Annotated in this window: 16 protein-coding genes; 6 read left to right on the forward strand and 10 right to left on the reverse strand. The window is 42.0% G+C overall.

Annotation, left to right across the window (positions count from 1 at the left end):
* The 4 genes from ACQ2HE_RS18865 to ACQ2HE_RS18880 all read left to right on the forward strand — a co-directional run bounded on the left by ACQ2HE_RS18865 (nt 1) and on the right by ACQ2HE_RS18880 (nt 3,469).
* Entirely contained in the window at nt 1–1,074 is a 1,074-nt protein-coding gene (locus ACQ2HE_RS18865; protein WP_430900729.1) for a PorP/SprF family type IX secretion system membrane protein, read from the forward strand.
* A 105-nt stretch (nt 1,075–1,179) separates the two neighbouring features.
* Nucleotides 1,180–1,650, forward strand: coding sequence for a redoxin domain-containing protein (locus ACQ2HE_RS18870; RefSeq protein WP_430900731.1), 471 nt, complete (start codon nt 1,180–1,182; stop codon nt 1,648–1,650).
* A 149-nt stretch (nt 1,651–1,799) separates the two neighbouring features.
* Nucleotides 1,800–2,153 (forward strand): T9SS type A sorting domain-containing protein, encoded by a 354-nt coding sequence (locus ACQ2HE_RS18875; RefSeq protein ID WP_430900733.1) that lies wholly within the window; start codon nt 1,800–1,802, stop codon nt 2,151–2,153.
* Between the two features lie 143 nt (nt 2,154–2,296).
* Nucleotides 2,297–3,469: a class I SAM-dependent rRNA methyltransferase gene (locus ACQ2HE_RS18880; RefSeq protein ID WP_430900735.1), complete on the forward strand. Its 1,173-nt coding sequence runs from the start codon at nt 2,297–2,299 to the stop codon at nt 3,467–3,469.
* Between the two features lie 213 nt (nt 3,470–3,682).
* Here ACQ2HE_RS18880 and ACQ2HE_RS18885 read toward each other — a convergent pair whose 3' ends face one another.
* The 4 genes from ACQ2HE_RS18885 to ACQ2HE_RS18900 form a co-directional block, all read right to left on the reverse strand.
* On the reverse strand, nt 3,683–5,005 hold the full coding sequence (locus tag ACQ2HE_RS18885; RefSeq protein WP_430900737.1) for a vanadium-dependent haloperoxidase: 1,323 nt from the start codon (nt 5,003–5,005) through the stop codon (nt 3,683–3,685).
* A 9-nt stretch (nt 5,006–5,014) separates the two neighbouring features.
* Nucleotides 5,015–8,587: a VCBS repeat-containing protein gene (locus tag ACQ2HE_RS18890; protein WP_430900739.1), complete on the reverse strand. Its 3,573-nt coding sequence runs from the start codon at nt 8,585–8,587 to the stop codon at nt 5,015–5,017.
* A gap of 91 nt (nt 8,588–8,678) precedes the next feature.
* Nucleotides 8,679–10,400, reverse strand: a complete 1,722-nt coding sequence (locus ACQ2HE_RS18895) for a RagB/SusD family nutrient uptake outer membrane protein (protein WP_430900741.1) — start codon at nt 10,398–10,400, stop codon at nt 8,679–8,681.
* Between the two features lie 22 nt (nt 10,401–10,422).
* Nucleotides 10,423–13,572 (reverse strand): SusC/RagA family TonB-linked outer membrane protein, encoded by a 3,150-nt coding sequence (locus ACQ2HE_RS18900; RefSeq protein WP_430900743.1) that lies wholly within the window; start codon nt 13,570–13,572, stop codon nt 10,423–10,425.
* Nucleotides 13,573–14,083: 511 nt separating this feature from the next.
* On the opposite strand from ACQ2HE_RS18900, the gene ACQ2HE_RS18905 reads away from it, so the two are divergent.
* Together ACQ2HE_RS18905 and ACQ2HE_RS18910 are read left to right on the forward strand one after the other, a co-directional pair.
* Entirely contained in the window at nt 14,084–14,629 is a 546-nt protein-coding gene (locus ACQ2HE_RS18905; RefSeq protein WP_430900746.1) for a nucleotide exchange factor GrpE, read from the forward strand.
* Between the two features lie 30 nt (nt 14,630–14,659).
* Nucleotides 14,660–15,952: a DnaJ C-terminal domain-containing protein gene (locus ACQ2HE_RS18910; RefSeq protein ID WP_430902483.1), complete on the forward strand. Its 1,293-nt coding sequence runs from the start codon at nt 14,660–14,662 to the stop codon at nt 15,950–15,952.
* A gap of 355 nt (nt 15,953–16,307) precedes the next feature.
* Here the strand turns inward: ACQ2HE_RS18910 and ACQ2HE_RS18915 are convergent, their stop codons facing one another.
* The 6 genes from ACQ2HE_RS18915 to ACQ2HE_RS18940 form a co-directional block, all read right to left on the reverse strand.
* Complete coding sequence (locus ACQ2HE_RS18915) at nt 16,308–18,071, reverse strand: vWA domain-containing protein (protein WP_430900750.1); 1,764 nt, start codon at nt 18,069–18,071, stop codon at nt 16,308–16,310.
* A gap of 51 nt (nt 18,072–18,122) precedes the next feature.
* Nucleotides 18,123–18,656: a hypoxanthine phosphoribosyltransferase gene (gene hpt, locus ACQ2HE_RS18920; RefSeq protein WP_430900752.1), complete on the reverse strand. Its 534-nt coding sequence runs from the start codon at nt 18,654–18,656 to the stop codon at nt 18,123–18,125.
* Nucleotides 18,657–18,660: 4 nt separating this feature from the next.
* Complete coding sequence (locus ACQ2HE_RS18925; RefSeq protein ID WP_430900754.1) at nt 18,661–19,950, reverse strand: glucosaminidase domain-containing protein; 1,290 nt, start codon at nt 19,948–19,950, stop codon at nt 18,661–18,663.
* A gap of 10 nt (nt 19,951–19,960) precedes the next feature.
* Entirely contained in the window at nt 19,961–20,611 is a 651-nt protein-coding gene (locus ACQ2HE_RS18930; RefSeq protein WP_430900756.1) for an O-methyltransferase, read from the reverse strand.
* A gap of 65 nt (nt 20,612–20,676) precedes the next feature.
* Complete coding sequence (locus tag ACQ2HE_RS18935) at nt 20,677–21,375, reverse strand: LOG family protein (protein WP_430900758.1); 699 nt, start codon at nt 21,373–21,375, stop codon at nt 20,677–20,679.
* 180 nt (nt 21,376–21,555) lie between these two features.
* Complete coding sequence (locus ACQ2HE_RS18940; protein WP_430900760.1) at nt 21,556–23,067, reverse strand: sodium:solute symporter; 1,512 nt, start codon at nt 23,065–23,067, stop codon at nt 21,556–21,558.
* Between the last annotated feature and the right edge of the window lie 233 nt (nt 23,068–23,300).

Genomic DNA, 23,300 nt, shown 5'->3' on the forward strand with positions numbered 1-23,300 from the left:
ATGAAACAAATGTACACAGGTAATTGGAAGATCAAATCGCGGATCAACACTTCTTTAAAAGTAGTGGTGATGCTGATCGCAAGCTTTTGCTTGCAGGAAGCGCGTGCGCAAGATTTACATTTCTCTCAATTCTTTGAGGCACCTCTTTTGAGGAATCCTTCCTTAGCGGGTATCTTTACCGGCGATTACCGCATACAAGGTGTTTATAGAGATCAATGGAATAGCTTTACAAACGCCTATAGAACCGGTTCCTTCAATGGAGAATACAAAATGCCGGTTGGAGGCGATAATGACTACATCACTACCGGTTTGCAAGCCTTCTTTGATAAATCAGGTACCGCAGGCTTAACAACAACTCAATTATTGCCCGCTGTTAACTACCATAAATCACTAAGTGATTACAAGACCTCATATTTAAGTTTAGGTTTCATGGGTGGTATGATCCGCAAAAGTATTGATGCGAGTAAAATGACCACCGACAATCAGTACAGCGGCGGTACTTACAATCCGGGATTGCCCACCGGTGAAACTTTTACCAATCCCAATTTCACTACTTGGGATGCCAGTGTAGGGATGGCTTACAATGCTGCTTTTGGTGAGAAACTTACAAATAGCTACTTTTTTGGACTTGCCTATCACCATTTGAACAGACCCAAGAATTCCTTTTATCGAGATCCGGCTGTTGAAATCAACCCAAAATTTGTTGTGAACATGGGAATGAAATTAGCAGTTGACGAATATTCTTATTTAACACTTCAAGCAGACGTGTCAAAACAAGGAGGTGCTCAAGAAATAATTGGAGGTGCTATGTATAGCTACAAATTAGGTTTGGATCCCGATGCGGCACTTTATACTATCCATGTTGGTGGTTATTTGCGCTGGAAAGACGCATTCATTCCGGTGGTAAAACTGGATGTAATGAACACAGCCTTTGCGATCAGTTACGATGTAAACGTTTCCGCACTGAAAACCGCCAGTCAAGGCCGTGGAGGTTTTGAACTTTCCATTGTTTATTCCGGCTTTCTCGACCGAGAGAATAGCAGCAAATACAAAGTACTCTGTCCCAAGTTCTAATACTACAACACTCAAATTGATTTAAGTGCATTTGTTCCTGAACAAATGCACTTATTTTTTGTTATCTGGCTCGGGTACACTTTTTTTGCAATCAAATTTTTAAAAATGGCATTAGAAAAAGGACAAGCAGCGCCTCATTTCGAGTTATTCAATACCGACAAGCAAAAAGTAAGCTTGGCTGATTTTAAAGGTAAATCAGTTCTTCTTTTATTCTTCCCCCAAGCTTTCACCGGGGTATGTACCAAAGAGCTTTGCTCGGTAAGAGATGGAATCGCTCTTTACAACGGCGTGAACGCTCAAGTGTTAGGGATCAGTGTTGATTCCGTTTTTACCCTAGGAAAATACAAAGAGGATCAACAATTGAACTTCCCCTTGTTAAGCGACTTCAACAAAGAAGTATCAGCTGCATACAATTGTTTGTATGAGAATTTCGTTTTCGACATGAAGGGAGTATCCAAAAGATCAGCATTTGTAATCGACGGTAACGGAACCATCCAGTATGCAGAAGTATTGGAAAACGCCGGTGAATTGCCCAACTTTGAAGCTATCAATGCAACTTTAGAAGCAATTAAGTAAATTTTAACAAAATTTACTATTGATAATCAGATAGTTAGATAAGTCCGGGCACAATAAAAGGTGAACCGGACTTATCTTTTTACCGATCAGGGTTGTAAATTTGTTCAAAAGGATATATCTTGATCACAAAATGTAAAATATCATCGCTGATGAAGATTTTTTACACATTATCCATCTTCCTCATATCGACACTTGCGGCGAAAAGCCAGGATAGAAATACCCCTTCTACACCTGCAGGTGATGTGTTGCCCAAATTGATCAAGTTCTACCCTAACCCTGCCACTTCATTTATCAACTTCGAACTTCAAAACACCAACGAAAAAGACCTGAATTTCCAGATTTATAATTTCTTGGGAAAGAAAGTGTACGAAGTAAATAATATCAATTCTAATTCTAAGACCACCGTAAACCTCAGTGATTTCTACAGAGGGGTGTATATTTTTCAACTTCGCGACAAATCCGGGAAAGTAGTGGATTCCGGTAAGTTCCAAGTATCTAAGTAATTTGCTAATGCGTTGATTTGATAATTCGTCAATGGAAACCCATTGCTCCTAGTTGTTTATTGCCCTGTAACATTTTATTGAACTCGCTACTCTAAAACTCATCCGATTCGGCTTAACCCTTTTATTTCAGTAGCTTTGCGGCCATGACAACGGTAATTCTAAAGAAGAAAATTGGCCATCGCGTATTGAATGGTCATCCTTGGATCTTTGCAAACGAGGTTCAAAGTGTGGAAGGCGATGCAACAGGCGGCACAATTGTTGAGGTAGTAACCTACGACAAAAAGTTTCTAGGACGGGGATACATCAATCCAAAATCGCAAATTCTGGTTCGTTTGCTCACTCGGAACAAACAAGAAAGTATTGATGATCAATTCTTTTACAACCGCCTCCTATCAGCTTGGCAATACCGTCAACAGCTCGGCTATGTTGAAAACTGTCGATTGATTTTTGGAGAAGCAGATTTTCTACCACAATTGATCATCGATAAATTCAACGATTACTTCGTTATCCAAACGCTTGCCCTTGGTATCGATGTTTGGAAACCGGCTATTGTAGATGCCATCAATAAAATTTTCAAGCCCAAAGGTATTTATGAGCGCAACGATGTTCCTGTTCGTGAATTAGAAGGATTGCCTCAACAGAAGGGATTCTTAAGTGCTCCTTTCAATACTTTTATTCAAATCAATGAAAATGGTTTGAAGTTCAATGTTGATATAGAGAACGGCCAAAAAACCGGTTATTTTCTAGATCAACAAGACAACCGTCGCGCCATACAACATATAGTAAAAGGTGCCGACGTATTGGGTGCTTTCACCTATACCGGAACCTTTGAGATTCATGCAGCAGCTTATGGTGCAAAATCTGTGTTAGGTTTAGATATTTCTGAACTGGCCGTGAAACAAGCCAATGACAATGCTGCATTAAACGGGGTTCAAGACAGGTGCAAGTTCGAAGCGGTGAACGCATTCGATGTATTGAAGCAATGGGGTAAAGACGGTCGCCAATACGATGTAGTAATGCTCGATCCACCTTCTTTCACCAAAACCCGTGATAATATCCAAAAAGCCATCACAGGTTACAAAGAGATCAATTTAAGAGGAATGAAATTGGTAAAGCCCGGAGGCTTTCTCGTTACTTCCAGTTGTACCAACCTCGTTCAATCTGATCTGTTTATGGAGATCATTCAAATGGCCGCCAAAGACGCTCGACGTAAACTACGTCAAGTATGTTTTCAGGCTCAATCTGCCGATCACCCAATCATAAATGAATGGGAGAATACAAAGTATTTGAAGTTTTTGATTACGCAGGTAGTGTGAGGAGTAATTAATAATTAACAATTAATAATTAATAATTGGGGCACTGGTGTTCGTTTTAATTTAACAAATGAGGTCACTGCTCTAAATGCCTACTTTTTTAATTAGTTCAAAGTAACGAAGTAAAACAATAGCAAATATTATCTATCTCGTTATAACATGAAACCCGCTTTGAAAAAATTCTCTTTTTCAAAGCGGGTTTTGAATTAATAATTATTAATTATTCATTCTTAATTTAGTCAGCACCCACACTCCCACTTGTCTTCCTTGAGCACCTCCGGCATCTACACCGGTTCTGTAGTGAATACCACCGTACACGCGACTGATAGAAGCTTCATCGGCAGCTTGGTAAAATGAATTGAATTCGCGTTGCATGCCAATGTATTTCAAATCTACGGTGTCTTTAAATGTAATGGCCGGGCCAAACAAATCAGTCAGTACCGTTGCAGCAGCAGCGGAAATAGTACTATGTCCACTGGTGTATTCGGGGAAAGGAGGCGTTTGTAAGAAAGGGGCCCAATGTGGATCAAACCATTCATTGATAACCGTTACGGGACGTACCACTTTGCTTCTGTATTTTTCATCCCAGCAGGCAATGAACCCGTCGAACATAGCAATTGCTGTAAGCGCATAAGCACGAGCGGTTTTTACGGGATCGGCTTTTGTGAGGGCGCTCGCAATGCCTGCTATGCCCATCCAATGTCCGCCCGGTGTAATCTTTTTGTTGGCGAACATCATATGACCACTGTGTTCAATTACAAATGGATTGTCATCCCAATATTTCGCAATGGTTTTTTGTTCTTCAGTTAGGCCTTTATTGATATCGTATACCTCTTTAGCGTATTTATAGAATTCGCTTTTAGGATCTTTGCTAAAAGCAGGTGGTCGTGGAGGCATAAATTGTGAAGCTGAATCCAAGGTCATTGATTTCATGGTATTCCAGCACCATTCTACACCATCGAGGTAGTCGGGAGGTGTGGGTCGCCACATGCCGGGATCATTGCTACCCAAGAATTTTTCCTTTCCACGAGAAGCTGCATAGCCATCTTTCTTCGCTCTGGCTAAAATTGCTTTTGCAATGGTATCACCAAAAGCAATGGATCGATCGTATGCCGATTTATCCATCAGTGCTTCGTAAGCTTTATAGTTTTTCTCTTCATAAGCCTTCAATGAGTCTACCGAAAATACTTTTACATTTCTAACTACTGTAAAAAAGGCTTTGAGTGAAGCAAGGGAATAATCATACACCATTCCTTTTTCAGGAACAGGCATTTTTCCGAAGCCATTTAATTTTTCGGCGATGGAAACTGATTTAGGATCCAAATATCGCACAGCCTCATAAGCTGCCAACGACGAGTACACGTAAATTCTACTCGCAACCGGCGGCGTGAAGCCATCATAGATAATAACTTCGGTGAGCTGATGCTGATTGTTGTGTTGTAATTGAGCATCATCTGGTCGAACGGCTGAATTGGTGTTACATGCATAGCTTGCTCCAACAACAGCCAAAACGGTGAGCAATTTTGTAAAGCGGTTCATGTTCATTGATTAAGGTTGTGTGATCGTTCTGGTTTTTCCCTTTACAGAATACAATTCAATAGCAGTGATATTGTTATCGTACCAAATGATACGAGACGATTGAGATAGAAAAGAGGCACCATATGGAAATTCTCTTCTTTGTTTGGTTCCATTTCTTAAGGTTATAACGGCTACGGTTTCATCCGCATTCAACCGCACTAATTTCTTCGAAGCTCTTAATTTATACAATTTGAACGGACCTCTGTTTTGAGATGCCGCTAACAAAGGATTGCCATTGAAATCAGCTAGCTGTACCAGTGCTTTTCCATTACCCGGAATAAAGATGCCACTTTGCAAAATAGATTGAACAGCAAAGCCTCCTTTTCCATTCCCCAAGAACACTAAGCCATTGAGTGCATCGTATCTACCAACTGAAACTTCTGTGCCGTAATCATTGGTATTGATACAAAGGTCTAGATTTCCATCGTTGTTAAAATCGTCAACCACCATTCCATTTAGCATCGACCATTGCGCTTGCATTGGTAAGGGCTCCATCGTAAGCTTTCCCGTTCCATCGTTTCGAAGAAAAACACTTTGAGAAGTATTCGCTTCTAAACGGATGGCATTCTTGCGCATGTCAGGAGTGATCACTTCGTCCATTGTAGACATGGCGTATTGCTTATAATTTTGGAAGTTGGTTCGCATACCAATCATTTGCTTCACAATATCATCGCGTGTTTGAGCAGGGAATTCCTTTTTCACGCCATTGATATCAGGAAGAAACAATGAAGGAAATGCATCGTAGCTTCCATTGTTATCAAAGTCTTTTGCAGTGATATGAGCTGGAAATTCAGGCGTAGCTCTGTAGAAACTGTTTTGCCCCATATTGCCCGCTATATAGTCGATGTCTCCATCGTTATCGAAATCGGCTCCAACTATTGAGTTCCACCAACCGGTATATTTCGAAAGTCCGTTGTCGGCTTTTTGAAAACGACCATTGGTGTTTTTCAGAAGGGTAACAGGCATCCATTCACCTGCCAATAATAGATCGTCCCATCCGTCTTTGTCTACATCGGTAACTAAGATATCACAAACCAAGCCGGCGTTGTTTAGGTCTGCAGCAACAGAAGAAGTAACATCGGTAAGTTTGATAGCACCCGGCTTACTATCGTTTCTGTAAACAAAACTTGAAACGGGTTTGGGATAAAACCAAGGCTCTACTCTACCCGCAACCACTATATCGAGATCGCCATCGTGATCAAAATCTACTGCGCGTGCGCAGCTCTTACTAGTATAGTTAGTTGGCAACCATGTGGTGTCCATTGAAAAGTTTCCTCTTCCATCATTTAAGTATAAGTGATCTTGATAGCTATTGGTTTGTTTGGGGTTTTCGTATCCACCGCTTGCAGCATAAATATCGAGGTCTTTATCGCCGTCAATATCAATCAGCAGCATCCCCAATTCTTCCCAACGTTTGTGATCATTTCCGTCTTTCTCTAGCAATTTCTTTTGAATGAAGCTGCCATTTTTAGATTGGAAAAAGAGCTCGCCGCTATTTGAAAAAGACCCTGCACTCACAAAATCGTCTAAACCATCTCCATTCAAATCACCTGCAGCTAATCCCGGACCGTATTCAGAAAGTTTATGCGGAAGTAGTTTTTGAACGTTGAAATCAACATAGTCTCTTTCTTGCGGAATGAAATTGATATTTCTAGCTTTGGTAACATCACTAAACAAAGCCGTTGTATCAAAAATAGTAGGAGTTGTAGTAGGAAGCGCAACAGCATTTTGAATATTGATTTCATTTATTGAGTCAACTTTCAAAGACATGAGCTTTTGAAATTTTCCGTTGGGCCAATAAACTAACAGCGAATCAATTTTTGAACTAGCTCCCAATCCAAAAAAAGCTTGCAATGGAACAGAGGAAAGATAACCTCTATAGGGTGTATGTTCCCAGCTTTGCTTGGTGCCATTGGCAAATAAGGTGAGATTGGCTCCAATTCCATTTACATTCTGTGCATCTCCTTTCAAAACAACTTTTACAAAATGTGCTTGTTCAGGAGTTTTATCTCGCAAGGTATTTCTATAGAGTCCTGCTTTATCATTGATGTTGTTGAGTACCAAGTCTAAATCTCCGTCGTTGTCTAAATCGGCATATACAGAGCCATTAGAAAAGGTTGGAATGGTGAGTCCCCAGTCATTGGTTTTGTTTTCAAATTGCAAATTGCCTTTGTTTCGATAGGCATAGTTGTGCAATTTCACTTCAGGAATTTGATCGAGCAATTGCCGTTTATTTGCTACCGCGAAGGCTTCGTTTCGAAAGGCTACAAAATCGTGATCGGTAACATCTTTGGGGAATCCATTTGTAATGATGATATCGCGGTTGCCATCGTTATCAAAATCGGCCACTACAGGCGTCCAGCTCCAATCAGTTTCAGCGATTCCGGAGAAGAAAGCGATTTCACTGAAAATGGGGGCACCTATGGAGTCGTTTCCGAGTACTCTAGGGCCTTGATTTATTTGAAGGGTATTTCTTACGTATTGATAGCCGTAACCAAAGTAATCGCTGTTCTGATACGTTTGGTAGCTATTGGGGTTCATCATCATTTTCTTCCGGTAATTGTCTTCCGGATTCATATCGAGTGCTACCACATCATCGAGACCATCGTTGTTTACGTCAATCACGTCGGTACCCATGGCATTGGCGGACGTATGTTTGAAATAAAGGTTTAGCGATTCAGTAAAAGTGCCGTTTTTATTATTGATCCAAAGAAGGTCGTTCGAGAGGTAGTCGTTGGTAACGTAGATGTCTTTCCAACCATCTTTATTAAAATCGTTGATCACAACAGAATGACCGTAACCATCAATCAAGATACCGGCTTCTTTTGATACGTTTGTAAACACCGGGTGTTTGAGATTTTCGTTCCAATCATTTCTAAACAAGCGATCTGTATTGGGATGGCTTCCATCTTTCATGGCGGGGCGGAAACGGTTGGGATAATCGCCTCTGATAATTTCATTGTTAACCATGTAAACATCCAAGTCGCCATCGTTATCGTAGTCGAAGAAAGCAGCTTGCGTGCCTTGAGTAGTATCGGCGAGACCGTATTCCTTTGCTAAATTTTTGAATGTTGGAATACCTTCTTTATTGTTTCCTTGATTCACAAAGAGCATGTGTTCTCTGAGAACGGGATTACGTTTAAGAGTAGCCGAAACATACATATCTAACAATCCGTCGTTATTGATATCAATAACAGCAACGCCTCTACTCCATTTGTTATCACCGCTTACTTGTGCTTTTTCGGTAATATCTTCGAATTTGAAATCGCCTTTATTTAAGTACAGCTTATTGGAAACGAGGTTGCCTGTAAAGTAGAGATCGAGTAATCCGTCGTTGTTAAAGTCGCCTACGCCCACACCGCCGCCGTTGTACACGTTTTCGAAATCGAGTACATTGATGGAATCCGTTTTGGTAATGGTATTTTCAAATTGAATGCCTGATTTATTAGCAGGTATTTGTTCAAAAAGGGTGGTTGAATTGTTGCAAGAAATAGTCAACAGAGTAAGGCTTGCAGCTACAATATAGAAGTTCACGGCTCTCATACGCAAGTATCAAAATAGTGTTGCACAATTTACAAAAAAACAAAAGGCAGCGATGAGTATCGCTGTCTTTTATTATAATGATTAGCTAAGATTAGTAACCAGGATTCTGCTTCAAGGTAGAAGTTCCGTTTTCAACATGACGATCAATTTGCGCCTGAGGAATTGGGAAGTATTCGTCTACACCAGCAGTGAATGTTGCACCATTCAAATAGCTACGCTTTGTTTTCTCATAGTTCAAATAAGAGTTCAAAGTAGCAGCTGCTTCACCCCAACGTACGAGGTCGAAGAAACGGTGACCTTCCATAGCAAGTTCCAATTTTCGTTCGAAGTGTACTGCTTTGCGAGCAACCACTTTGTCAGTCCATGGAGTAGTGTACAAACCAACTTTGTAGTTAGCTGCATTTACTGCACCATCTTTAACGAAACCTGCAGGGTTAGCTGCACGAGCACGTACTTGGTTTACCAATGCGCGAGCATTTTCCAAAGAACCTGCTTCTACTTCAGCTTCAGCCGCCCACAACAATACGTCAGCGAAACGGATGAGTGTGTAGTTATTCGCAGTTACACCAGAAGTCCAGAAAGATTTGTCGGTTAACACACCTTCTTGAGATTTCTTGTATGTATTCTTGATTGGAGAATAAGGACCAGAATAAGCTTGGTCACGGATCCAGGTAACACCAGGGTGTTTACCCCAATCGAGGTAAGGAATACCACGACGACCTACAGTCCAGTCTAAACGAGCATCCAACGTACCTGTGTGAGGAACGAAAGGATCAGCAGCGCCAACACCTTGGTCGTTTTTCACTTCAGTGCTGTTGTAAGCATCTGGGTTAGGAAGACCAGTTGTAGCGTCAACTTGATAAGAGTTAACGAGGTCTTGAGTAGGTTGGAAGAATCCGCAGCAACCGCCAGGACCACCACCGTAAGGGAAGTTCAATACATCACCCCAACCGGCGTTGTCACCGTTGGCACCATCGTTTACAGAGTACTGAACTGAGAATACCGCTTCAGGGCTGTTCTTAGTATCAGCATCGAAAGAATCGTGGAATTTAGCGTTCAATGCGTATTTAGTTCCTTTTGGAGTTTTACCGCTAGCGATGATTGCATTCAAGATTGGCAATGCACCAGCATAGTCTTTACGGAACATCTTAACTTTTGCTAAGAAAGCGCCGGCAGACCATTTGTTAGCGCGACCGATAAGGTCTTGAGCTTCTGGTAAGTTATCGTAAGCATATTGGAAATCTGCTTCGATGTTTGCCCAGATGTCTTTATCGTTGGCTAATTTCAATGTGGTGTTCTTCTCATCTACATAAGGAACCATGTTCCACATTTTTTTAGCTTCGAAATGGTAATGACCTCTCAAGAAACGTGCTTCAGCACTGATTCTTTTTTGATCAGCAGCAGAGATATCTGTTGCTTTGGCCATGATTTTCAGAACGTTGTTTGCGCGGGTTACACCTTCGTAAACTGTTCTCCATTTGTTGTTGAAATAACCGTTGGTAGATACAGCAGAATATCTTTCCATTGGGTTGATATCCTGTTGGTCACCGGCATCGGAACCTTTGTGAGCGTCGCCGCCTACAACCGAACCGTAAACCCAGTTACTACCAGATGCGTCCCAGTTACCACCGGCACCGTAGCCGTCGAGTAATGAGTAAGCACCGATCAATAGGCCTTCTACACCTTTTTTATTCGCAAGAACGTTTTCGTCGAGCGAACCTAAAGGACTTCTTTCCAGAAAGCTCTTACTGCACGAGTAGATAACCACTCCAGTGAGTGTTATCAAGATGGCGTTAAAGAGTGTTCTTTTCATATGCTTTTAATCTTTAGATAAATTAGAATGTTACGTTTACTCCGAACAAGAATTGTTTTTGGTTAGGGTAGTTACCGTAGTCGATACCGAATGCAGTATCTCCACCGATGAACTCAGGATCCAATCCGCTGTACTTAGTGAAAGTAAGGAGGTTAGCAGCCTGAGCGTAGATGCGGAACTTGTCGATTCCGAGTCTAGCGATCGTAGTTTTAGGTAAAGTATAACCGAGGATCAAAGACTTCAGACGGAGGTAAGAACCATCTTCCATTAAAGAAGAGTTAGGTACTGCCTGGTTAGAGAAGTTTGAGCTGTTTTCAACGATTGGTAAAGTACCGCCTTTGTTAGTTGGGCTCCAAGCGTTGTAAAGAGCAGCCTTAGCTTTTCCACCTTGGAATGACGCGTAGTAGTCAGTCCACCATCTTGTATAGTTGATCACATCTTTACCTTGTACTCCGTAGAAGAAAGCGCTTAAGTCGAATCCTTCGTATTGGAGGTTGATGTTCAAACCATACGTTAACTTAGGGTTAGGGTTACCATAAAAAGTACGGTCGTTGTCGTCGATTTTGCCATCGCCGTTGGTATCTTGATACTTGTAACGACCTTCTTTAGCATCTGTTTGTGTTGGAGATTTCGCAACGTCAGCAGCATCTTGGAAGATACCGATCACTTTGTAACCGTAGAACGCAGAAACCGGATGACCGATTTGGTTACGAGCGAAATCACCGATACGAGAACCACCAGAACTGAAGAAAGATTCACCTTCTGCAATTGCAATGATTTCGTTTTTATACTTCGTCGCTGTAAGAGTAACATCGTATTTTAACTTTTTGTTCAAAACAGAACCACGTTTTGTAAGAGCCAAATCGATACCACTGTTTTTCATACTACCGATGTTTACGAAAGGAGCAGTAGCAGTACCTTGAGTTGGGACAACAGGGGACACTGTATACAACAAACCAATTGTTTTCTTCTGATAGAGGTCAAGTACTAACTCCCAACCGCCGTTCAATACCGCGTCGAAACCTATATTGGCAGATTCGTTCGCTTCCCATTTACCTTTGGGGTTACCAATTCTAAATTGTTGGAAACCTTGGATCGCACTGTTAGAAGTACCACCGAGGTCATAGAATGAAGAACCAAGACTACCGCCGAAAGTTGAATAAGCGTTGTAAGGATCGATGTTTTGGTTACCCATTTGACCCCAACCACCACGAATTTTTAATTCGCTGAGGAATTTCACGCCTTTCATGAAGTTTTCGCGTGTAACTCTCCAACCAGCAGAGAATGAAGGGAACACACCGTAACGATTGTCTTGACCGAATACAGAAGATCCGTCGCGACGTACAGTTGCACCAAACAAGTATTTATCTGCGTAGTTGTAATCAGCTTTTGCGAATACTGAGAAACGAGCGCGTTGAGCGTAAGGAGCACCGCTGTTGGTTTGAACACCAGAACCGGTATTCAATGCTCGATAGTTTGGATCGTCTACGAAATAACCCAAACGCTTAGCGTAGATAGAACGACCCCAGTCTTCAATTGCTTCTGTACCAGCCAATGCATTCACACTGTGCTCTCCAAAAGTTTGTTTGTAAGACACTTGGTTTGTCCAGATCCAGCTTCTATACATTTGAGAACCTTCGTTATAATCGTTGGTAGAGTTATTCTCAGCGTTCTCGTATGTTTTGAAGTTGTAGTACCAGTAGTTGTTCAAGTATTGTTCACCACCGAAGCTTGTTCTAACAGTGAAGTGCTTAGCGATATCCGCTTCAGCATAAACGTTACCGAGGAATTTGTAATCGTTGTTGCGGTTGTCTTTCGCACGCATGCGGTAAGCAACCGGGTTCAATGCGTTACCCAAACCGGCACCTTTTTGACCAGCGAAGTTACCAGCGATGTCGTATACAGGAACGATCGGTTGAATACGATAAGAAAGAGAGATTTCATTACCTTCTGATTGGTTACCGATTTTGATGTTGTTGCTGTAAGACATTTGGAAGTTCTGACCGATTCTAACTTTATTTTTTACTGTAAACTCAGAGTTGAAACGAGCAGTGTAACGCTTGTAGTAGGTAGTCATTACGGTACCCTGTTGGTCGAAATAGTTCAAACCAAAATAGATACGGCTGTTCTGACCACCACCGGTTACAGACAGGTTATGGTTGGTCAACGGTTTTGTGCTGAACACTTCATTGTACCAGTTTGTACCTGCTTTATTTGCTTTGTGAATCAAATAAGAACTGTTAGGATCATCCAAGTTCAAGAAATACTTGCTGGGATCAGCAGCAGGGTTTCCGTTCATAACACCGGTTAAAGAACCAGCGAGGATGTAATCAGGTAATACAGGAGTAGCACCGTTACCATACTGAGGGTGCTTAGGGTTACCATTTGCTTCTACTTGACCAGAGTTTCTCAAAGCCAACCAAGTTAAATTAGCCATTTCTTGAGGATTCAACATGTCGAATCCTTTACCACGACCTTGCACGCCATAATATGCGTCGTAGCTTACTTTAACACCACCATTGGTGCGGCCTTTCTTAGTTGTAACGATGATTACCCCGTTCGAAGCTTTAGAACCGTAGATAGATGCCGCAGAGGCATCTTTCAATACTTGGATGCTTTCGATATCATTAGGGTTGATATCACCCAAGTTGTCGGTTTGTACTCCGTCAATTACATAGAGAGGATTGTTGTTAGAGAAAGAACCGAAACCACGGATACGAACGCTGGCTCCATCGCCAGGCTGACCCGAAGAAGTTACGGTAACACCAGAAGCACGACCTTGCAACTGTTGTTCAGCGCTTCCGCTTGGAACAGCTACCATGTCGGCAACTTTTACAACTGATACTGAACCGGTGATGTCTTTCTTCGCTTGAGAAGAATAACCGGTTACTACAACGTCTGTTAACGTTGTAGATTTTTCTTTCAAAGCAATTTCCATAACGGCTTTGTTAGCTACTGAAACTTCTTGAGTCTCAAAACCAACGAAAGTCACTACTAAAACCGCATTTGAATTGGGAACTTGGATGGAGAAATTACCATCCGCATTTGTTTGGGTACCGGTAGTTGATCCTTTTACCGTTACCGTAGCCCCGAAGATGGGCGTTTTGTCTTTGTCACTAGTTACCTTACCGGTAATAGTTTTCTGTTGTGCGAAAGTTACTGTGGCAAACATGAGCGCAATCGCAGTTAGCCACAACCTAACGACAGTTAGCTTTGAGGGCATAATGATTGAATTTTGATTAAGGTTGTGTGATATAAAAAATATGGCGTTTCAAATTAACACTATTTTGAAACCTGAATCAAAAAAAATTAAGATTTTGTTAAGATTTTTTTTGACTCATTTTCTTGGCAATCGTCAGATGAAAAATCACACCCCGTCACAACTCAATACCCTATTGACTTTCATCGTCTTGTACTCAAATTTTCACTAACAGTTAGTTGTGTAAAATTTACACATTACTGATCTCGCTACCATGGTAAAGAGTTAACAATTTGCAAATATGCTGCATCGATTTTGCAATTTTTTTTTCAGCACCCTTTCCCCTCACTTTTTACCCCCCTTTTTGTTTTGCCACTTAAGTTATAAAAGGCTGCCTTTTTGACTGAAAAATTCCATTGGCAAGTAAATTGTCTTCTTACCTTCGCACCTATTTTTAGCAAAACGAAGACAAAAAATCAGTGATATGAGCACGCAGCAAGACGAAATGACTCCGATGGACATTAATACCGATGAAAACATGAGTGGAACCAGCCATCTGAATGACCCGGTAGCCGATGAATCGGAAATCGAAAAATTGAAAGATGAAGTTAACTCTCTGAAAGACAAATATTTAAGACAGGTAGCGGAATTCGATAATTTTCGCAAAAGAACCGCAAAAGAACGTTTAGACCTGATCCAAACAGCCGGTAAAGACGTTGTAGTATCACTTTTGGAAGTTTTGGATGATTGCGACAGAGCCGAAAAACAATTGCAATCGAGTACCGATTTAACTCAAATTAAAGAGGGTATCCAGTTGGTATTTCAAAAGCTTCGTAACACCATGCAAGCCAAGGGTGTAAAGGCTATGGAAACGGTTGGAACCGAATTCAATGCAGACATTCATGAAGCGATCACTGAAATTCCTGCTCCTACCGAAGAAATGAAGGGTAAGGTGATTGATCAGGTAGAAAAAGGGTATTATATGAATGACAAGATCATTCGATTTGCAAAAGTGATTGTTGGTAAATAAGAATCAAAGGCACAATAATATTAGGACCGTATGTCAACAAAAAGAGATTATTACGAGGTATTAGGAGTAAGCAAAGGCGCTAGCACAGATGAAATTAAGAAAGCCTACCGTAAGGTAGCGATGCAATACCACCCCGATAGAAATCCGGGTGATAAAGCAGCCGAGGAGAAGTTCAAAGAAGCTGCCGAGGCTTACGAGGTATTGAGTGACGCTGATAAGAAAGCGCAATACGATCGATATGGACATGCCGGAATGGGAAATAGCGGACGTGGTGGATTTGGCGGTGGTAGTGGTAATATGGACGATATCTTCAGCCAATTTGGTGACATATTTGGGGATGATATTTTTGGAAGCTTTTTTGGTGGTGGTCAAAGAGGCGGTGGTGGCCGTGGTCAGCGAGCCAGAGGTGTGAAAGGAAGCAACCTACGTGTAAAGCTGAAATTGACCTATGAAGAAATTGCAAAAGGCGTAACCAAGCAAATCAAGGTTAAAAAATACGTTCCTTGTACTACTTGTAGTGGTAGTGGAGCGAAGGATAAAGGTAGTGTACAAACCTGTTCAACTTGTGGTGGCAGTGGTCAAGTGCGTAAAGTGAGCAATACCTTTTTAGGTCAAATGCAAACCGTAACTACTTGTCCAACTTGTAACGGANCGAAGGATAAAGGTAGTGTACAAACCTGTTCAACTTGTGGTGGCAGTGGTCAAGTGCGTAAAGTGAGCAATACCTTTTTAGGTCAAATGCAAACCGTAACTACTTGTCCAACTTGTAACGGAGAAGGAACTACCATTACTGCAAAATGTGGAAGTTGTAAAGGGGAAGGCAGAGTGTATGGTGAGGAAACAGTGAGCATTGATATTCCGGCAGGTGTTCAAGAGGGCATGCAATTGAGTGTGAACGGAAAGGGCAATGCAGGAGAAAGAGGCGGTTCGAACGGAGATTTGATTATCTTAATTGAAGAAGAAGCACATAAGGAATTGCACCGTGATGGATTGAATGTAGTGTTTGAATTGCATGTGAGTTTTACTGATTTAGTGTTTGGTACTCAAGTAGAGGTTCCAACAATTGATGGAAGAGCTAAAATTAAAATTCCTGCAGGAACGCAAAGTGGTAAGATCTTCCGTTTGAAAGGAAAAGGATTCCCTGCAATTAACTCCTATGAAAAAGGAGATCAGTTGATTTATGTGAGCGTGTGGACTCCACAACAGGTAAGTTCAGACGAAAAAGCGATGTTGGAGAAATTGGCGAAGTCAGAGAATTTTCAACCGAAACCTGATAAATCGGAGAAGAGCTTTTTTGATAAGGTGAGGGAGATGTTTAGTTAGGGGGTAGGTGTTAGGCTTTAGGTGTTAGGCTTTAGGTTTTTTTGACCACAGATAGCTCAGATTTTTATGGATTAACACAGATTAGCCTTCTAATTCTAATCAACCTGACTGCCGGCTCAATTGTTGCCTGACTAGTTTATTTTATTCAGTTTTTTACCGCGGCGGCGCGGCGATCCTTCGACAAGCTCAGGACAAGTTCGCAGCGGTAACGCAGCGCTGACAGTCTATCTGTATTTCCTCGTTCCTCGTTCCTCGTTTCCTCTTATCCTCGCTCCTGTGCTCTGGCTGTTTCATTGTTAATTATTAATTATTAATTACCCTGGCTGTTTCATTGTTAATTATTAATTCTTAATTATTAATTAGCTCCCGCTTTTCTCTTCCTCTGGCGCAAATAAATCTTCCTTGCTTTTTCTACAATTTGAAGGAATTCTTTTTGAAGGCTGTTGTTGGGATCGATGGATTTGTTGCAGGAATCGATTACTTGCGACCAAGTGATTTTCTTAGCATATTCCGATTCTTTGAGCATCGCAGTGAACATGCTTAGGGAGGTAGCAAATCGGTAAGATTGAGGCAGTTCTGAATAAGGAGTGTACACTAACGGAACTACGTATCCGCTATATCGAATGATTGAATCGCCGGGGTTTTTATAAGATATGGAAACAGACCCGAGGTATTGTTTATCTCGAGCAGTAATGGATTGTATATCGTCTGTTGTTTTCAATTCAATAAGTGCCATCAAAGAATGCCCTGATCCAACTTCTCCCCCTTCAATTTGACTCAATGAATCGGCCAGTGCGCGGGTTTTATTATCGTATCCGATCAGTCGATAGTCTTGAACCCACTTGCTATTGAAAGAAATGTTTAAATAAGCATCGTCGGCTACGGTGTAAAGGGTTTGTGTTAATTCTTTCACCAGTACTTTTTCAGCTTCTGCTTCATTATCGAGGTAGGCAAAATTTCCATTTCCCTTTTTAGCTAGCACTTCTAATTTTGAATCTTTATAATTTCCCATTCCAACGCCCAAACAAGTAAGATAGATACCGAGTTGTTGGTGTTGAGTGATGAGTTTATCGAGTTCGTCTTCTGTAGATTGGCCAACATTGAAATCGCCGTCTGTTGCTAAAATAACGCGGTTGTTTCCGCCTTTGATAAAGGTATTTTTTGCCAGTTGATAGGCTGTTCGAATACCCGACTCTCCGGGTGTAGAACCCACCGGAAAGAGTCCTTCAATGGATCTGCGAATACTGTCCTTTTCTTTGCCACTTATTGGTGGCAGCCACACGCCTACTGCGCTTCCATATACCACAATAGAAACAGTGTCTTTATCGCGAAGATTGTTAACTAGTAATTTGAACGCCGATTTTAATAGGGGTAGTCGATTGGGTAGATCCATCGATCCCGACACATCAATTAAAAACACCAAGTTACTAGGAGGTATTTTTTCCGGTTCCAATTTGCGTGCATCCACTTTGAGCAACAGCAATTTGCTTTGATCGTTCCAAGGGCAATCGGTTACTACCGATTCGTATCCAAACACACTGTCTTTGGGTGGCGCTTTGTAATCGAAATCAAAATAATTCAAGACCTCTTCTGTGCGCACGGCATCGGGAGGGATCATGGTATTCATGTTGAGAAAGCGTCGAATATTGCTGTAAGAGGCTTTGTCGGTATGAATGGCGAAACCTGACTCCGGATAGGTAGACGCAGGGATGAATTCGTTTTCTATGAGTGAGCTATAGGTTTCTCCACCTACCACCCAGCCTTTACGATCTTGCGGACGAAAGTTTTTGGTAACCGAAACCAATCGAGCGCGGGTAGCGTTTGCCGCCGCTTGAAGCTGTTTTAGCTTCAACACCTGGTAAACTCCATTGGTTAACACAAAAACCTTAGGTTGGTATCCTTCTTGACTTACCGTGACGCTATCTACTTGTCGGGAAGAAACAATTCCAAAAGAACCATCACTTCCACTTGAGTATAAAAAGCCTGTGGAGTGTAAAATAATACGTGCATTCGTGATCAGGCTGCCTTTCTCGTCTTGCACCTCTCCACGCAAATAATACTGGGCTTGTACTGAAAAGTACAAGAAACAGGAAGCAAATATGACAAGCGTGGTTTTCAAATGGACTGATATTATTGGACTACGATCGAAACAACTTACCTAAGGTACACCTTATTCTGCCAATCGGTAGATCTCGCGAATGTTTCTCCCCAATCCGTCGTAATCGAGGCCATAGCCCACTACAAATTTATTAGGAATGGAGAATCCGAGATAACTAATGGTAATAGGATATACAGTAGCTTCCGGTTTGTGTAAAAGTGAAACGATTTTTACAGATGCCGGTTGCTGGTGTTGAATTTGAGGAAGGAACTCGCTGAGGGTTTTACCGGTATCAACAATGTCTTCGATTATTACAATATCACGGCCAATGATGTCCATATCAAGACCAATAGCTGTGATCACATGTCCGGTTGATTTGGTTCCTTTGTACGAGGCTAATTTGATGAAACAGATTTCTGCATCGATGTTCAGTTCTTTGAACAAGTCGGAGGCAAACATGAAAGAGCCGTTCAAGATAGCGATGAAAAGGGGCTTTTTATCTTTGTAGTCTTTGCTTAAATCAGCAGCGATCTCTTTGATTCGTTTGCTGATCATGTCAGCAGTTAAATATGGTTCGAACTCTTTGTCGTGTACACGAATTTTCATGCGATTAGTTTTGATAGATCAATAATTCCTGGCCAATTTTCAGACTGTTCGATTCCATCCGATTCCAATCTTTGATTTGCTCTACGGTTACATTGTATTTTTTGGCGATGCTATACAAAGTTTCTTTTGTTTGAACGGTGTGGCGCGTTGCACTTGCCTTCGATTTTGTTTCGGAAGCTGAATTCATAGCCGCTTTTGGAGCTGTTACCTGTTGCGGTTCTGCGGATGCTTTTTGAGATTTGAATTGAGCCAACCACTCTTTTAAAAGTTTGGGACGTTGGGTGGCGGCTTCTTGCAATTGCAATTTTTCACCCGGAGCAGGTTGCATACTCACATCCATTTTATTGTACTCCAAGAGTGACTCAAGGCGAAGGCCCTCCGATTGGGCAATGCTGTAAAGTGTTTCGCCTTCTACTACTACATGTTCTTGCTTTTCACCTTTCTTACGTTTGCGTTGCAAGAATACGAGTTGATCATTGATCAAAATTTCTTCTTCCTTGGCATCGTTGAAATCTAACAAGCGCGCCAAAGGAATGTCGTATTTCTGTGCAATAGATAGCCATGCCGTACCGGCTGTAGCTACTACAACGCGGGTGGCGTTGATTTGGAACTCTCCCGAGGGGTAGATGGAGGAAAGAGGGGGGAGAGCGGAGGAGGGAGGAGGGAGGTTGGAAGATGGAGGAGGTAGGACGGAGGAGGGAGAAGAAGATGTTAGTACAGGCATGGCGGGGCCGGGTGCTGTGGTAACATAGAAATCATCGCTCGGTTTTAGTTTACCGAGGGCGATGAGCGTATAGTCTTGAAGGTTATAATCTTCAATTAATTTGATCAATATTTGAGAGTACTTGATATTGGTGGCGTAGCCGGCCTTTTTAAGACCGTAGGCCCAACCTTTATAATCTTCGGGATCTAGTTCAAATAGAAACGAATAGCGTTGATTCTTCTTTAAAAAATCGGAATGATCGGCATAAGAGTCTTTGGGGCTGCCATAACTGCGGAAGCATTCTCCTTCGGCGTCGTCATCGTGGTAAACGCGTCCACCGTCCCAATTGCTTTTGCACTTGATGCCAAAATGGTTGTTTGATTTAAGTACCAGTTCACTCCTACCCGCTTCAGTTTCATGAATGCCTTGAGCGAGTGTAATAGATGCAGGCACACCGGTGCGAAGCATTTCTTCGATCGCCAATTGGCGGTAGGTATTGATATACTCCATCACGTATTCACTTTTTTGAGCGAATAGTGAAATGGAGAGCATCATTGAGCAAAGCGTCAATACGAGCGATAGTTTTTTCATGATTGAAGGATCACTTTTTGCGAATCAGCAGAATTCCATCTCTCACCGTCAACAGCACTTTCTCTACTGAATCATCGTTCGAAACATATTCATTAAAAGCCTGCATGGCTTTTGCATTTTTTCCTTTTACGGGATCTTCGAGCACTTGTCCGTGAAAGAGGACATTGTCTGCGATGATCACGCCCCCGGGTCTCAATTTTGGCAGTACTAGATTGTAATAATCGATGTAGTGCACTTTATCGGCATCAATGAACACGATATCCCATAATTCATTGAGTTCCGGAATGATAGATAACGCATTTCCGTGGTGCAAAATTATCTGGTCGCGCCATACGGAGAGGTCGAAATAAGACTTGGCCATCACGGTTTCAGACTCGCGTACTTCGATGGTATGCAGTTGTCCATCTTTTCGGAGTCCTTTGGCGAGGCAAAGGGCGCTGTAACCGGTGAAGGTTCCTATTTCGAGGATGCGTTTGGGCTGCATCATGCAGCTGATCATTTCCAAGAAACGGCCCTGAACTTTTCCACTGATCATATGGGCTTGGGGATGAATGGAGCGGGTTTGCGCTTCCAATTCGTCCAGCACCCCATCGGGAGCCGAGGTAAATTTCTCTGCATACTCCTGTGCCAGCGGGTGGATCATGTCCATGGGCGCTTTCATTTTTGCAAAAATAAGGCCTATAAATGAAGAAAGGCCTGATATACAGGCCTTTCAAGTTAAAATTCTTAGAAATTCGGTTGAAGTGGGTGCTTGGTATAGAAGTGTAGCACTTGCTCAACCACTTCTTTTGGCGTATCGGCCACTTGAAGCAAGTCGAGGTCTTCTTTCGAAATATTGTTGCTTTGTTGGAGCATGGTTTCTTTCAACCAGTCCATCAGTCCTCCCCAATATTCAGAACCCACCAGTATCAACGGTACTTGCAACATTTTTCCGGTTTGAATAAGGGTAGCTACTTCGAAGAATTCGTCCATGGTACCAAAGCCACCGGGCATCATGATGAAGCCTTGAGAGTATTTGGTGAACAGGGTTTTTCGAACGAAGAAGTAATCGAAGTTCAAATTGGCATCACGATCAATGTATGGATTGGCGTGTTGTTCGAATGGAAGTTCAATGTTGAGTCCAACTGATTTTCCACCGCCTAATTGAGCGCCTTTGTTAGCGGCTTCCATGATACCGGGGCCGCCACCGGAGATAATACCGAAGCCTTCCTCTGCAAGGCCGCGCGCTATTTCTGTGGCGAGTTCATAGTATAAATGACCGGGTTGTGTGCGTGCAGAACCAAAGATGGAAATACAAGGGCCGAGTTTTGCGAGTGCTTCAAATCCGTCAACGAATTCGGCCATAATTTTAAAGATCTGCCAGCTGGAATGAGCTTTGGATTCGGACCAGCGGCGTTGTTTCGACAATTTAATAGAATCATTCATATCACAAAGGATTAAAGGGATTTGCTAGATCAGCTTGATTTCGAGAGGTAATGAAAACCAAGCCCGGTGAGGGGGTTATCGCAATCGAGTTATCTAGACGAAAATAAGGTTGAATGCCCTGTATCAAGTGCATCAACTTTGGCAATCTACTCTATTAAACGCTGAAAATCAGGGTTTCGTTTATGCAGTTACTTGTTTTTTGGAGATAATTAACAAACCGAAGAAGGTAAGCGCGCCGTTAATGATGAGCATTTCCGGACCTACTTCGTAGCCATGCAAAAGCTTGGCTTGGTTGATATCGAAGATGTAACACAAGATGGGTGACACAACGCAAATCCAGGGAACCCATTTATCATGTACGGCTCTTTTGGTAACCAACCCGAAGGTGAAGAGACCCAAGATGGGCCCATAGGTATAGGCTGCTACGCGCAAGATCACACCGATCATACTTGGATTATTTGCTTCTTTAAAGATGAGAACAAAAACCAAAAAGATAGCAGCGAAAGCAAGGTGCACTCGTTGACGAATCTTTTTCTTTTCTTCCTCGGTTTGAGTGGTGTTGCGTTTCATTCCTAAAATATCGAGACAGAAAGAAGAGGTTAAAGCTGTAATGGCTCCATCGGCACTAGGGAACAATGCTGAGATCAAAGCGATGATGAATATCACTCCCATGATCTTGGGCATGTAGCCAATGGCAATGGCGGGGAAGAGTTTATCGGCCGTAACATCTACACCATTTAGCATCAGTTTGGTCACTTCTTTTCCATTTTCAACAATGGTTTGCCATTGTGCACCTTGTTGGAAAGCATAGAGGTGTAAGAGTCCACCGAGGAATAAGAAAAGTAAGATGACACCTAGCAATACAAAACCGATGGTAACGATGTTTTTTTGAGCATCTTTCAAGGTTTTAACGCTGATGTTTTTCTGCATCATTTCCTGATCCATGCCGGTCATGGTGATGGTGATGAATGCCCCGGCCAATATTTGTTTGATGAAAAAGAGTTTGGATCCCGGTTCGGTGAAGAAAATTTTAGAGAAGTTCTTCTCTCCCATTTGTTGCATGGCCGCGCCCATACTCAAATCCATGTTATTGAGAATATAGATCACACAAAGCACCAGTCCAATAAGCATGCAAGAAGTTTGCAAGGTATCAGTGTATACGATGGTTTTCACGCCACCTTCGTAGGTATAGAGCAAGATCATCAGTAAGATGATGAGCGTGGTAACCCAGAAGGGTACGTGGAAGTCGGACAGAATAACATCTTGCAATATTTTTACAACGAGGTATAAACGAGCGGTGGCGCCTAACACGCGACTAAGTATGAAAAAGGAGGCGCCGGTTTTATAGGAGTAGAAGCCGAGTCGGCCGGAAAGATAATCGTAAATACTGGTAAGGTTCAATCGGTAGTAGAGTGGTAAGAGTACGTAACCGATGGTGATGTATCCGATGAGATAACCGAGTGTAATTTGGAAATAGGCGAAAGATTCTTTGGCAACGCCTCCGGGCACGCTTACGAAGGTAACGCCGCTAAGGCTGGTGCCCACCATTCCGAAGGCCACGAGCATCCAGTTGGAGCTTTTATTCCCGATGAAGAACGAGTCGTTGTTAGAATTTCGCGAAGTGAAATAAGCAACTACCAATAAAATCAGAAAATAACCAATAACAAAACTGAATAATAACGCTGGCGACATAAAAGAAATTTAATTTAGCAGCTTGGAGGTGTGAAAGTAGTGAAAACTTGGGAGTGAAGCAGAATCAATTAAGAATTAAGAAGTAAGAATTAAGAATTGAACAGCCAGGTTAATTAATAATTAATAAGTAATAATTAATAATTGAACAGCCAGGGTAATTAATAATTAATAAGTAATAATTAATAATTGAACAGCCGGCGAGATCAAGAAAGAACAGGGGGAGGAACAGGGGG

It is taken from the genome of Endoryza foliicola, assembly GCF_050589245.1.
GTDB classification, from domain to species: Bacteria; Bacteroidota; Bacteroidia; order Chitinophagales; family Chitinophagaceae; genus Endoryza; species Endoryza foliicola.

Coding starts and splice junctions, on each gene's coding strand:
- ACQ2HE_RS18865 (WP_430900729.1), top strand. CDS start 1: ATGAAACAAATGTACACAGGTAATTGGAAGATCAAATCGCGGATCAAC.
- ACQ2HE_RS18870 (WP_430900731.1), top strand. CDS start 1,180: ATGGCATTAGAAAAAGGACAAGCAGCGCCTCATTTCGAGTTATTCAAT.
- ACQ2HE_RS18875 (WP_430900733.1), top strand. CDS start 1,800: ATGAAGATTTTTTACACATTATCCATCTTCCTCATATCGACACTTGCG.
- ACQ2HE_RS18880 (WP_430900735.1), top strand. CDS start 2,297: ATGACAACGGTAATTCTAAAGAAGAAAATTGGCCATCGCGTATTGAAT.
- ACQ2HE_RS18885 (WP_430900737.1), bottom strand. CDS start 5,005: ATGAACCGCTTTACAAAATTGCTCACCGTTTTGGCTGTTGTTGGAGCA.
- ACQ2HE_RS18890 (WP_430900739.1), bottom strand. CDS start 8,587: ATGAGAGCCGTGAACTTCTATATTGTAGCTGCAAGCCTTACTCTGTTG.
- ACQ2HE_RS18895 (WP_430900741.1), bottom strand. CDS start 10,400: ATGAAAAGAACACTCTTTAACGCCATCTTGATAACACTCACTGGAGTG.
- ACQ2HE_RS18900 (WP_430900743.1), bottom strand. CDS start 13,572: ATGTTTGCCACAGTAACTTTCGCACAACAGAAAACTATTACCGGTAAG.
- ACQ2HE_RS18905 (WP_430900746.1), top strand. CDS start 14,084: ATGAGCACGCAGCAAGACGAAATGACTCCGATGGACATTAATACCGAT.
- hpt (WP_430900752.1), bottom strand. CDS start 18,656: ATGAAAATTCGTGTACACGACAAAGAGTTCGAACCATATTTAACTGCT.
- ACQ2HE_RS18925 (WP_430900754.1), bottom strand. CDS start 19,950: ATGAAAAAACTATCGCTCGTATTGACGCTTTGCTCAATGATGCTCTCC.
- ACQ2HE_RS18930 (WP_430900756.1), bottom strand. CDS start 20,611: ATGAAAGCGCCCATGGACATGATCCACCCGCTGGCACAGGAGTATGCA.
- ACQ2HE_RS18935 (WP_430900758.1), bottom strand. CDS start 21,375: ATGAATGATTCTATTAAATTGTCGAAACAACGCCGCTGGTCCGAATCC.
- ACQ2HE_RS18940 (WP_430900760.1), bottom strand. CDS start 23,067: ATGTCGCCAGCGTTATTATTCAGTTTTGTTATTGGTTATTTTCTGATT.